The organism is Nocardia arthritidis (assembly GCF_011801145.1).
GTDB classification, from domain to species: domain Bacteria; phylum Actinomycetota; class Actinomycetes; order Mycobacteriales; family Mycobacteriaceae; genus Nocardia; species Nocardia arthritidis_A.
In genome coordinates this window covers 3,838,056-3,850,717 of sequence record NZ_CP046172.1, presented here as the reverse complement: position 1 = coordinate 3,850,717, position 12,662 = coordinate 3,838,056, and the positions used below count along the sequence as shown (strand labels likewise).

Genomic DNA, 12,662 nt, shown 5'->3' with positions numbered 1-12,662 from the left:
TGATCGGCAGACCACCCCAACGCCGCTGATGCCTCATCGTAGCGACCACACCATCACCAGCGATACCCCACGAGGAGTCCGAACCCTCACTGTCGCTTGGGATTCAGCGGCACATCGACCAGACATCCCCTGACAGCTGACGGACCGCGACCCGCAACGCCTGACCGCATGCCGGCCGGCTATCGCCGGTCGCCCTATGAGCCGGTGACTTCACGTGATCTGATGGAACCGAAGCGCGGCGAGGTGCGTCATAGACCTCGAGGCGATGTGCAGATCTGAGCGATTGGGGGATAGTCGGTGGTCTTTCCGTTCGACCCGACGTCGATAACGGTCATCAGCTCGGTACTGAGCGAATGGCGCAAGTCCGGCCCGCCGCAGGTGTCACCGGATCAGAGCCCCGACGCGTCCATCGCCCGCAACCGGATCAGGGAGATCCAGAACGAGGGCCTCGGCCTGCAATCGCAATCGGCGAAGGTGCCTGAGGACGCCTACAAGAACCCGTCCACCATGCACGACCTGTACGAGCGGGTGCAGGCCATGTCGGTCGACGAGGTGGTCTCCACGCATAAGCGCTGGGAATCGGTGCGCGACCGGCTCGACAGCGGCCTGAAGGATTTCGGCCCGGCGATCGCCAAGGCCACCGACGACAAGTGGCAGGGCGCGTCGCACAAGGCGGCGTCCGAAGGCATCACCGAATACGTCAAGAACGCGCAGGGTCTGCTCGGTTCGGTCCAGCTCGTGTCGGAGAAGGTGAAGATCATCCGATCCGGCATCGAGCTCACCCGGCCGAATGTGCAGAAGGCCCCGGACCACACCCTGTCGAGCAATATCGCGAGCTGGGTCCCCGGTCCGACCTGGCGGATCAATCAGCACCGCGACGACCAGTACCAGAACGCCGCCGTCAACACGATCAAGAACGTCTTCTACCCCGCCGTCCGGGAAACCGACAGCGGAGTTCCGCTGGTGCCCAAGCCGGACAACCCGATTCACCAGGAGGAGGTCGGCCCGGTCGTCCGGAAGACCGGCGGCGACCAGCCGAAACCCGGCGGCGACCCGGGCCCCGGCAAGAACGGCCCGGACGGGAACGGCAAAGACAAAGGGGACGGCAAAGACAAGGACCAGGGCACCAATCCCGACAACACGAAGCCCGACGGCACGAACCCGACCGGCACGAACCCGACGAATACGGACCCCACCAAGACCGACACTCAGAAAACAGACGACCCGTCGAAGACCAAAACCAACCCCACCAGCACCAACCCGACCTCCACCACACCGAGCCCGACGACGTTCGACCCGAGCAAGACGGGCCTGCCCGGCACCCCGAAGACCGGCACCCCGAATACCGGTAACCCGGGCGCACCGCGCAGCAGCCTCAACTTGCCACCGGTCGTCACCGCCGCCAATCCGGCGAACCTGGCCGCAGCCACCCGGGCGGGCGCCAACGGCGCGTCCGGTTTCGGCATGCCCGGCGCGGCCCGCGGCAAGGGCGACGACGACAAAGAGCACAAGACGAAGGATTACCTGGTGAATCGCGAGAACGGCGAGGAGCTCACCGGACTCGACGAGAAGAGCCGCGTGAAATCGGTGCCGCCGGTGATCGGCGAATGAGCGTGCGGGAATGGGATTTCAGCCCACTCGGCTTCACGGTGCTGTGGCGCGCCTTCGACCGCGACATCCTGCCGTATCCGTTGCAGTACCGCTCGACCCACGAGACGGTGGCCGAATACGAGCAGGCGTGGAAGGACGAGGCCGGGCAGTTGCACGCCCGGCTCGACGACTGGCTGTACTCCGCGCTCGGCGTGCTCACCCAGCCGGAGGCGCGCGTCGAGGTCGCCGGATTCCTCGGCCCCGACAAGCTGCGGGCCCATGCCGCGGTGCAGCGCAACACCGCGGTGCTGCTGGTTCAGGAACCGTCCGGTGCACCGGATTCCGGTGGGACGGTTCGCATGTCGATGATCGACGCCGAGCAGGTCGCGCCGCGGCTCATCGCGCTGCTGCCCTCCGTGCCGCCCGCGAGCGGTCCGGGTCTCGAGGTCGCCCGGCGCGATATCGAAGAGGAGGACGACCGGCCGTACCGGGTCGGGCATCGCTCGCCCAAGGAGCAGGCCGCGCGCTTCTTCGGACGTCCGCGCACCAACGTCGTCCATATCGCCGCCTACGCGGGCCCGGCATGGGACAACCGGCCCGCGCCGTCGCGCGGCTTCCACGTGATGGACTATCCGGATGGCCGCTACCTGGTTCGCAGCGGCGACACCCTGCGCGCCACGCCCGCCGAGGCAGCGGGTCTGCGGGACAATCTGGACCGCGCCCTGAACGCCACGATCAAGGGCTATCGCGAAGAGCACGATCCGGACTACCGCATCGACGCGTGATCCGCCGAAGTGGTTGTCGCACAGCATCATCGGCGATCCTTCGGCACATTCGCCGCGACCGGGCCGGTTCGTCCTGAGTGAAATCCTTTGACAGCCCGCCGCGCCCGTGCGGATATTTGTCCCGTGACAACCGCGGTCCTGGCGCACTCGCGATACCGGCGGATCTGGCGCGCACCGGACGACCAACCGGCTTGGGCGCGCCCGGCACTGCTCGCGATCGCCGCCGTCGCCGCGGTGCTGTACGCGTGGGGTATCGGCTCGCAGATCCCGCACGTCTACTACGCCGCGGCCGTCCGATCGATGTCGATGAGCTGGCACAACTTCTTCTTCGCCGCCTTCGATCCGGACGCGACGATCAGCGTCGACAAACTGCCGGGCGCGCTCTGGGTGCAGGCGCTGTCGGTGCGTATCTTCGGCCCGCACACCTGGGCGTATCTGCTGCCGCAGGTCGTCGCGGGCGTGCTGACCATCCTGGTGCTCTACCGCGCGGTGCGCCGCCTCGCCACTCCGACGGCCGGGCTGATCACCGCCGCGGTGGCCGCGCTCACCCCAGCGACGGTCGCGCTGAATCGCGGCAATATCTCCGATACGCTGCTGATCCTGCTGCTCGTGCTGGCCGCCGATCAGGTCGCGGCGACGATCGCGTCCGGCCGCACGAGGAACCTGATGTACGCCGGATTGTTCGTCGGTCTGGCGTTCCAGACGAAGATGGTGCAGGCGTGGTTCGTGATACCGGCGCTGGCCGCCGCGGTGCTCATTACCGCGCCGAGATCCGAACTGCGGCAGCGTATTACTGCCACCGTACTGTTCGGCCTTGTGGCGCTTGTGGTTTCGTTGAGTTGGCTGACGGTGGTGCAGGTGCTGCCCGCCGAACACCGGCCGTATATCGATGGCAGCCAACATAATTCGCTGTTCGAGCAGGTCTTCCTCTACAACGCCGCCAGCCGCGCCAACGACTCGTTCAACGTCGGCGCCGCCAGTTTCGCCACCAGCGCCGCGTCCGGCACGAGCTATCGCGCCGCACTGGTGATCGGCCCGAACGAACGCTTCGACCACATCTTCGGCGGTGTCGGCGGCCGGGAAATCGGCTGGCTGGTACCGCTGGCGCTGCTGTGCCTGGTCGCGCTCGCGCTGCGCGCTCGCCGCGGACCGCGCACCGATCCAGCGACCGGCGCTCTCGTGCTGTGGGGCGGCTGGTTGCTCATCCATATCGCGGCGTTCCTGACCATCGGCACGGTCAACCCGTACTACCTCGCGGCGCTCACACCGGCGCTGGCCGCGCTGATCGGGATGGGCGCGACGGCGTTCGTCGAGGCGGCGGGCGACCGACGAATGCGCGGCCTCGGCCTACTCGCCGGGGCCATCACCATCGCGTACGCCTGGTGGCTACTCGCCCCCGCACCACCCGGAATACGTTGGGCAACAACCATTTCGGCGCTGGTCCTCGGCATCGCGGCACTGTTGCGGCGGACCACGGCCCTCCTACTCGCCGCGGTACTGGCCGCACCGGCGGTCGCCTCGGTATCGCTGCTGGTCAACAACGACGGCGCACTGGACACGCCCTTCGAATCGGCACAGGCCCGCCAGGTCACCCACGGCTTCCTCGGCTCATCGCTGAAAGCGGCCGACAAAGTCCTCAACGACCTGCACAAACAACCCCATTCCGAGCGCTACCCACTGCTCACCTACACCTCCGCCCTGGCCGCACCGTTCATCACCGTCAGCGGCACCGAAATCCCCTCCATCGGCGGTTTCACCGGCGAGGCCCCCGTCCCGACCACCGAGCAGATCGCCCGCCTGATTGCCGGCGGCCAGGTCGGCCTGGTTCTGATCGCCCCCGCCGACGATTCCCGGGTGCACTGGATTCGGCAGCACTGCAAGGAACTTCGCCCCGGCGGCAACGGACCGGCCGTCCTCGCCTACTACTGCGGGCGCCGCTAGCGGCCGTCGGTCCCGGGTTCCGCGAGCTGATCGGTGACGGCCCGACGTGGCTCGGCGCCGCGCAACAGTCCGCGGACGATCGCGGCCAGGGTCGCGGCGGCATCGGCGCTCGCGGCCGCCCGATCATCGGTTTGCGCGACAAGCAGACCGGCCTCGGTGATCGCGCTCAGCAGTAGTTTCGCCAGCATGGAGATCGGCATGTCGACCAGCAATCCCGCGGCTTGCGCCTGCTCGAGCTGTGCGGTGATCAGACCGAGCCCATGCCTGGCCTCGAACTCCCGCCACGCCTGCCAACCGAGCACCCCCGGCGCGTCGGACAGCGCGATCTGCACCATGTCGGGGCGCTGGCAGATTTCCAGAAATACCCGCAGCCCCACATCGACGGTTTCGACCAGATCTCCCGGATCGGCGACGGTGGCTATGGCCGCCTGGATCTCGGCCGAATTCTCGCGTTCCATACGCTCGAGCACAGCCAGGAACAGTCCGCGTTTGTCACCGTAGTGATAGTTGAGCGCGCCGCGGGTCACCCCCGCGGCGGCCACGATCTCGTCCGTGGATACGGCGAGGAAACCCTGTTCGGCGAAAAGCGTTCTGCCAGCTTGCTCCAACGCCGTCCGGGTCACTCGGGAACGGTCTTCCTGACTACGGCTTTGCATGTGAACGAGTGAACTCCAGAATCAGCTCGGTCAGCAAATCAGGCTGGTCCTCGGGGCTCGCGGTGTACGAGTCATCGATGAATTTCAATGTGGCGTTGGGCAATTCGCGGACAAGACGTTCCGGGAGCCGGACCGGGAACAGCTTGTCCTCGCGCGCCCACGCCAGCAGGACGGGCAGATCGATCTCGGGGAAATGCTCGGCCGCAGCCAGCGTGTATTTCCGGTTCGCTGTCTTCAAGAACCGGCGCAGGTCGTGCCGGATAGCACCCGACTCGCGGCTGGGCATCAGGTAGGTATCGATGATGTCATGTGGCACCGGGTGTTTCGCGACCCAGCCGAGCGCGATCGGCAGCGGGTGCAGCGCCCTGATCCGCAGCAGTTCGGTCACCGGGCGCAGCGAGCCGGGAATCCGGGCCACCGGGGGCAGCATGTTGAACGGTGGCGGCAGGAACCGCTCGTAGCAGTCCACCGAGGCGAGCACCACCCGGCCGATCCGATTCCTGTTGCGGCTCAACAATACCTGCGTGATCGCACCACCGGTGTCGTTGGCGACGATGGTGACATCGTCCAGGTCGAGCGCGGCGAGGAACTCCGCCATCATGTCGGCGAGCCCGGTAGGCGTCAGATCCGCTCGCGGCACCGGGATCCGGTGTGCGCCCAGCGGCCAGTCCGGGCTCAGGCACCGGTGTCCGGCCGCGGCGATGGCGGGCACCATCTTGCGCCACAGGTTGGCATTCACGAGCAGGCCGTGCACGAAGACGACGGGCGCACCGGATCCGGTGTCGTAGTAACGAATCCGGCCACCGGATAGCTCTACTTCGTGTTGCCCGCCGAGCGAGCTGCTGAGCTCCACACTTTCCTCCTTGGCGATATGTCGTTGTCCTGCTGTCGATTACGGATCCGGATCTACCGCGGCCCCCCGGCTCGGCGACGCCGGCCGGCGAACCGCCGCATAAGCGGATCGTCCACCCAGTAGTAGACGGCGGCGCCCGCGAGCACCGAGACGATCAGACTCAGCACCGCCCATCCGAACCAACCGAAGAAGCCGAACTGCTTGCCGCCTATAAAGATTCGAGTAATCAACACCATGACGGGAAACTGCACGAGATAGAACGCATAAGAGACATTACCGAGCCGAACCATGCGCGGTGTGGCATTCAGCCCCCGAATTCCGGCCAGATCGCGGGCGGCCATGGTGGCCACCACCGCCGTCATCGGTCCCACCAGCAGCGCCGACATCTTGTAGTTCACCGGTACCACCCAGGTGGTCGCGTACGCCGTCGCGAGGGCGAGCAGCGGCCATCCGAGAGCCGTACGGCGCCAATGGCCTTCGAGCACGAGCCGGGCCGCGAGCACCCCCAGGAAGAACTCCGGCAGCCGCGACGCGGGGAAGTCGTAGCTGAGCCAATACGACGGCGAGACCGGGATATCGGATTGGGCGAACCACGCGTGCGAGGCATGCAATTCGTAGTACGGCGAGGTCTCTCCCGGAACAAGCCGCGGCGCAAAGGCATTCGCGATGCCCTTGGGTCCGGGCACCCACAGGTAGTATGCGGTGTGCAGCAGCAGGATCAGTACGAGCAGCCCGCCGAGCCACCACCACAGCCGCGCCCCGCGGATGCGCCGCACCAGCGGCAACAGCAGCGGAAAACTCGTGTAGAACAACATCTCCGAGCACAGCGACCAGGACGGCACGTTCAGTCCGCCGACGGTCGTCCACTTCGGCACCCAGGTGTGGATCAGCAGCAGGTTCGGCGCCCACACCACCGGTCGGTGCAGCGGAACGCTCGCCGCCGCAACGAACAGCAGCGCCGCGACCAGATGCGACGGATAGATCTTCAGCACCCGCCGCCAGTAGAACCAACGCACCGAATCGCCGGGCCGGAACGACCAGTAGATGATGAACCCGGACAGCACGAAGAAGAACGTCACACCCGCCGCGCCCAACTGCATCGGCAGCACCGCATGGATCCGGCGGAACAGCTCGGACTTCTGAAATGGGTATACCGGCAGGAAAACCAAGGCGTGCAGCAGGAATACCGCGAACGCGGCCCACCATCTGGCGCCGGTGAGCGACGGCAGCGCGGGCCCGCGCCGGTCCGTGCCGCCCAAATCTGTCTGGGCGGCAACAGTTCCCGGCGTCCGCGCCACCGTCTCCTCGGTGGTCATCGCTCGGCGATCAGCTTCTGCAGCGCCCCGGCGACCACGGCGTCACCGTGTGCCGACGGGTGCACCGGTGTCCCCATCAAATCGCTGCGCGGATCCAGTATCCCGGCCAACCACGGCTCGGCCGAACACAATCCGTGCCCCGCCGTCACCGCCTTGGCGTCGAAGAACTCCACACCGAGGGTCCGGGCCGCGGTCCGCTGCGCCGCATCCATTCGGTCCCACAGCTCGATCGCCGCATCGGCCCTGGTCTGCACGATCGAGCCGACGCCGAGCACATCGATGCACCACTGCCGCTGACCGGGCGCGTTCATCTCCGGATAACCGACCAGGATGATCCGCGCGTTGGGCGCGTAGTACCGCACATAATCGACCACCGGCTTGATCCGCTCGGTGTAGAGCCCGCCCTCCACGCCGCGGAAGTCGGTCGCCCGCCCCTCGGCCGCCGCCTCCGGACCACAGCCGCGGATCACGTCGAGCACGCAGTTGAGCAAGGTCTGCCGCAACCGGACCTGGTTATCGCCCCAGGCGTCGTTCAGACCGGTCTGGATGAGCACCGCCCTGGTGTTCGGTCCGAACGCGCCTGCCGCATCGGCACCGCGGGCCTCGTGCGCCAGCGTGTAGCCGGGACCGCTCACCAGCGAGGCGCCTCGGCAGGACAGGTCGGCGAAATCCGGTGTGTCCCAGAGGCCCATCCCCTTCGCCAGCTGGGTGGGCCAGGATGTGGCGCCGTGCGAGCAATCGGGGCTGGCGTTGGGTGCGGCGTTCTCCAGCGCGGCGGCGATATCGCCGTTCGCGGTGAACGAATCACCGAGTACGACAACGGATTTACCGCCCTCGGCGGCCGTCGCGGCAGGCGCGGTCCCGGTGAGGACGGCCGAGGCGCAGCCGACAGCGGCGGCGATGGCGCGTAAGCGTGTCGAAGTGGTCATGACTTTCCTCGTAGCTGGCCGGGTCAGTAGCCGGGCTTGGGTTCGAATCCGGGGTCGGGCAGGGTCGGCGGCTGCGGTTTGGCGGTCTCCGGTTTCGGTTGCGGCGCGGCGGGTTTCGGCTGCGGCTGGGGCGCGGGCTGTTGCGGCGGCTGGGGTGCAGGCTGTTGCGGCGGCGTGGGTGCAGGCTGTTGCGGGGGCGGCGCCGGCTGTTGCGGGGGCGGCACGGGTTGCTGCGGTTGCGGCGCTTCGGTAGGCACAGCGGGCGCGACAGTGATCGTCGCCATCGGAGCGACCACCGGGCTCTTCGTCGCGGGCGGCGAATCGGATTTGTCACCGCCGCAGGCGGTGGTGGTGAGCGCCGCGGCAAGCACCGCAGCGAGAGCAGCGCCGCGGATGATCCGTATCCTGTTCTCGGGCACGGGTTTTCCCTTCGATCTCAGGCGTCTACGGTGAACACTTCGAACTGATAGACGAAGGCGTAGTCGTCGTGGTACAGCTGATCGCACAGCGCGTCGTCGCGGGTGAGCACGTCGAGCAAGCCGGCGGCCGGGCGATGCCGGGACAGGAAGTTGCGGTAGACGATCCGCGCGTCCTTGCGGGCCACACGCACAACCTCTTTCATCATCACCGCGAATTGCTCCCGGTCGATGCAGCTGGTTACGTCGGACAGCGAAAACTTGTCGATCGCACCGTCCGGCAGCGCGCGCAGCCGCTGCATCAGATCACCTCGGACGATGTTCATTTCCGTCCGCGCCGACCGGATCACCGCGACGTTGTCACGTAACAGGTAGTGCGGCAGCACTTCCCGATCCGGATAGCCGCCGTGGAACATGAAGGACAGCCAATCATTGTTCCTGGCAAGGTGATTGGTGAATATATGATCCAACCGTTCCAGCACATACCCGCCGCAATCCTGAACATCGGTGACAACCCGGTAGGAGTCGTCGTTGAGCACCAACTTCAGCGTGCGTTCGGAAAAACCGTTGCGCACCATGGCCCGCCACAATCGGCCGTCCACCTTGGTCCGGTAGATCCGGCGCTGGTGCTCCAGATCGGCGGCGGTGAAGATCTCGCGCATCGCCGACCCGTACAGCAGCCGCATGACGGGCGCGACCACCCGCACGTACAGCTGCTCGTGCCGTCCCTGCGTCAGCACACCCTTTTCGATCGCCTTCCGGTAGCGGGTGAAATACGCGACACATCCGGGCGAAAGCCGCTGCGATAACTCGTCGAACAGTCGCCATCGTTCGTTCGACGGGTCGACGCCGAGGAAGGCCAGCAGCGTGTCGTACGAGAAATGCCGGATGGCGGCGAGTTTCAGCTCCAACAGATAGGTCTGCCCCGCCGAGCTGTCCACCGCGGTGACCGTGCGCGGGTTGTTCACCATCAGACTCAGCGCCCGGCAACCGCTGCCGGTCACCGCGAGCACATCGTCGTTCGCGCCGATCTCCAAGGCCCGCATCTCCGAGCGGGAATCCTCGTCACAGGTGCTGTACAGCAACCAACGATCCTGTGGCTCAGCAGTTTTCATCTTCTACAAATCCTTAATGGGAGACGCTGTCGCGGTATCCGGTTCGGCCGGTTCGGAATTCGGATCTTCGGGCGGTTGGGTGGGCAGCAGTGCGCCCGCCGCGAGGGCGGCTGCCGCGCAGATGCCGGTCACCACCAGGCAGGCCACCTCGAAGCCGTGCAGGAACGCCTGCTGCGCCGCGTCCCGCAGCGCGGAACCCACCGTCTCTTGACCGCGTGCGGCCAGGGCGGCCGCCGCCTGCAGTGCCGCGCCGACGGAATCCCGGCTGTGCTCGAGCACCCCGGCGGGCACACCGGGGACGCTGCCTTCGCCGAGCCGCCCGGTGTAGAGCGAATGGTGCACGCTGCCGACCACCGCGATGCCGAGCGTGCCGCCGAAAAGCCTTGTCGCGTCGTTCATCGCCGAGCCGATGCCGGCCTTCGCGGCGGGTACGACGCTCATGATCGCCTCGGTGGCGGGCACCGCCACCGCGCCGATCCCCAACCCGATCAGCGCCATCTGGCCCGCGATCACGCCGTAGGCGGTGTCGATGCCGTCCGCGGAGAACCAGGCGTACGCGATGCCCATCAGCACCAGGCCCGTCGTCACCACCGCCCGAGTGCCGACGCGCGTAACGAATTTGCCGCCGAGCACCGAGCCGATGATGATGGCCACCGCGACCGGGATCAGCCGCACACCCGCGCCAAGCGGGGTGTATGCCTTCAGAAACTGGAAGTACTGCGTCACCAGGAAGGTGAAGCCGTTCAGGGTGAAGAACGTGATGGTGATGGTGCCGCAGGCCGCCGAGAAGCGCAGGTTGCCGAACAGCCGGACGTCGATCATCGGATGCTCGGTGTTCAGCTCCCGCCACACCAGTACCGCCAAAAGCACTGCCGCACCAGCGAATCCGAGCAGGCTGGCGGCGCCCGACCAACCGCGGTCCGGCGCCTCGATAATGGTGTAGACGAGCAACCCGATCGCGGTGGTCGACGCGATGAGGCCGGGCAGATCCAGTCGGGGTGTCCGCGGGTCCCGTGAATTCGGCACCACCAGCACCGTCAACAGGACACAGAGCACTCCGACCGGCACGACGACCACGAATACGCTGCCCCACCAGAAGTGATCGAGCAGCAGGCCGCCCAGGATCGGCCCGAGCACCACGCCGATACCCGACACCGCGCCCCAGACGCCGATGGCCGCCGCACGTTCCTTGCGCTCCGTGAATACGTTCGTCAGGATCGACAGCGTCGACGGGTAGATCAGTGCCGCGCCGAGCCCCATCACCGTGCGCGCCGCGATCAGCTGTCCGGTCGATGTGCACAGCGCACCTGCCCCGGTGGCGACGGTGAACACCGCCAATCCGGCCAAAAGCGTTGTCCGCCGGCCGAATCGGTCACCCAGGCTGCCCGCGGCCAGCACCAGCGCGGCGAAGGTGAGCGCGTAGGCATCGACGATCCACTGCAGCCCGCTGGTACTCGATCCCAGGGCACTCACCAGGCTGGGCAGCGCCAAATTGACGATCATCGCGTCCATGTAGATCGCGATGACGCACAGGCACAGCACCGCCAGCACCGGCCCCTTGGCTCGGGCCGTCGTCGTTGTCGTCATGAAATATTCACCCCTGCTTCAGTTTTCGCGCTCATCGCGGTGGCGACGAGCGTGGCCTGGAACGACAGCGCGATCACGTCGTTGGTGACGAGCACCGCGCCGCGCACGAGATCGCCCGCCACATGGAGCCCCCGCACCGGCGCGCCACCGGCATCCAACGGTTCGAAGGTGCTGACGTCGATGCGCACCCCGCCCTGCGGATGCGGCGTCAGCAGGCCGGAGTCGAGCAGGCCCGCCAGCATCGGTTCCCGGCGCAGCGCCGCCTCGTCGGTGCCCGCGCCGGTGGCATTGATCACCACATCCACCACGTCCACCCGATCCGCGGTGTGTACCTCGAATCGGCCATCACAGCACCGTATTTCGTGCAATCCACCCAGCACCCGCAGTCGTCGCGCATCCAGCTCGGCGAGTACCCGGCGCGCGGTGACCGCCGGAATGGGCGCGCCGTGCACGAGCAGTGGGGTGAGCCATTCTGCGAAGAACTCCGCCCGGTCCGCGGCGGCGAGCAGCTGCCACGCGGGCAGCAGCAGCGGCGACGCACCGTTGACCACCTGCTGCCAGCCGCGTTCGGCGCCCGCCTCGACCTCGGCCAGCTCGGCGGCCAATTGCGCGCGGGTGGTCGGCCCGCCGCGCACCTGTGACCAGTCCGGCGGGGCGGCCGACGCGGCCTCGATATCGGCCATCAGCGCCCGCCCGAAATCGGCGAGCCGCAGCGTGCCGGAATCGGCGGCCCGCCGCATGCACAGCTCCACATTCGGCACCGGCGCAACGGTTTCCGGTCCACGCAGCCGCGGTAGCCGCCCCGTCCGCGAGGCCAACAGCACCGGTCCGGTATGCCCGCGCGCGGTCAGCGTGAGCAGGGTGTCGATGGCGGTCAGCCGGGTGCCGAGCACCGCGACCGCGGCGTGCTCCGGCAGCGACGGCAGCCGCCACGGATCATCGAAATATCCCTCGTGCCCGGCTATTCCGGGATACGGATCCGACTGCGGCAGCATGCCGGTACAGACGACGACTCGGTCGGCGCCGAAAATCCGCCCGCTGCGACAGCGTATCTGCCAACGCGTACCGAACTGCTCGATCCCGACCGCGTCGTCGGATACCACATCCACCTCGACGCCGGCCGAAACCGCCTGCCGCACCGCTTGATCGAACATATCCCGCACGTAGCGGCCGAACAGGGCGCGGGCCGGGAATTCGGGCACCGAGCCCCCGGTCGCCGCGGCCAACGCGGTGAGCCAGCGCTGAAATTCCTCGGTATCACCGAGATTCAGGCTGGATTTCGCCGCTCGGGTGTTGAGCAGATGGGTCGGCTCGGGCGTGCCGAACGGCAGGTGCGGTGCGCCCGGGTCGCGGTCTATCACCACGTATCGGGTGCCCGGCGGCAAGGTCGGGAGCAACTGCCTCGCCAACGCCGTCCCGGTCGGCCCGCGCCCGATCTGGACGATGACCGCAGCCACGGCGACGGTTGTCATGA

Annotated in this window: 11 protein-coding genes; 3 read left to right on the top strand and 8 right to left on the bottom strand. The window is 67.3% G+C overall.

What is annotated here, in order from left to right; all coding sequences use genetic code 11:
• Positions 1–297: 297 nt before the first annotated feature.
• The 3 genes from F5544_RS17330 (at position 298) to F5544_RS17320 (ending at position 4,316) form a co-directional block, all read left to right on the top strand.
• Entirely contained in the window at positions 298–1,611 is a 1,314-nt protein-coding gene (locus F5544_RS17330) for a hypothetical protein (RefSeq protein WP_167474151.1), read from the top strand.
• Positions 1,608–2,375, top strand: a complete 768-nt coding sequence (locus F5544_RS17325; RefSeq protein WP_167474150.1) for an ESX secretion-associated protein EspG — start codon at positions 1,608–1,610, stop codon at positions 2,373–2,375. The genes F5544_RS17330 and F5544_RS17325 overlap by 4 nt, the downstream gene beginning before the upstream one ends.
• Before the next feature lie 123 nt (positions 2,376–2,498).
• The gene (locus tag F5544_RS17320; protein WP_167474149.1) at positions 2,499–4,316 is read left to right on the top strand and encodes an ArnT family glycosyltransferase; all 1,818 of its coding nucleotides are present in this window, start codon (positions 2,499–2,501) and stop codon (positions 4,314–4,316) included.
• Here F5544_RS17320 and F5544_RS17315 read toward each other — a convergent pair.
• The 8 genes from F5544_RS17315 to F5544_RS17280 are packed head-to-tail and all read right to left on the bottom strand — an operon-like array spanning position 4,313 to position 12,660.
• Positions 4,313–4,939 (bottom strand): TetR/AcrR family transcriptional regulator, encoded by a 627-nt coding sequence (locus F5544_RS17315; protein ID WP_238847294.1) that lies wholly within the window; start codon positions 4,937–4,939, stop codon positions 4,313–4,315. The two genes, F5544_RS17320 and F5544_RS17315, sit on opposite strands and share 4 nt — an antisense overlap.
• A 19-nt stretch (positions 4,940–4,958) precedes the next feature.
• Entirely contained in the window at positions 4,959–5,825 is an 867-nt protein-coding gene (locus F5544_RS17310; RefSeq protein ID WP_167474147.1) for an alpha/beta fold hydrolase, read from the bottom strand.
• Between the two features lie 53 nt (positions 5,826–5,878).
• Positions 5,879–7,141: an acyltransferase family protein gene (locus F5544_RS17305; RefSeq protein WP_167474146.1), complete on the bottom strand. Its 1,263-nt coding sequence runs from the start codon at positions 7,139–7,141 to the stop codon at positions 5,879–5,881.
• A complete protein-coding gene (locus F5544_RS17300) occupies positions 7,138–8,070 on the bottom strand; it encodes an SGNH/GDSL hydrolase family protein (protein WP_167474145.1) in 933 nt (310 codons plus the stop codon). The genes F5544_RS17305 and F5544_RS17300 overlap by 4 nt, the downstream gene beginning before the upstream one ends.
• Before the next feature lie 23 nt (positions 8,071–8,093).
• Positions 8,094–8,489, bottom strand: a complete 396-nt coding sequence (locus F5544_RS17295) for a hypothetical protein (RefSeq protein ID WP_167471234.1) — start codon at positions 8,487–8,489, stop codon at positions 8,094–8,096.
• A 17-nt stretch (positions 8,490–8,506) separates the two neighbouring features.
• Positions 8,507–9,601, bottom strand: a complete 1,095-nt coding sequence (locus tag F5544_RS17290) for a DUF3419 family protein (protein WP_167474144.1) — start codon at positions 9,599–9,601, stop codon at positions 8,507–8,509.
• Positions 9,602–9,604: 3 nt separating this feature from the next.
• The gene (locus F5544_RS17285; RefSeq protein WP_167474143.1) at positions 9,605–11,188 is read right to left on the bottom strand and encodes a DHA2 family efflux MFS transporter permease subunit; all 1,584 of its coding nucleotides are present in this window, start codon (positions 11,186–11,188) and stop codon (positions 9,605–9,607) included.
• Positions 11,185–12,660, bottom strand: a complete 1,476-nt coding sequence (locus F5544_RS17280; RefSeq protein ID WP_167474142.1) for an FAD/NAD(P)-binding protein — start codon at positions 12,658–12,660, stop codon at positions 11,185–11,187. The genes F5544_RS17285 and F5544_RS17280 overlap by 4 nt, the downstream gene beginning before the upstream one ends.
• Positions 12,661–12,662: the final 2 nt, after the last annotated feature.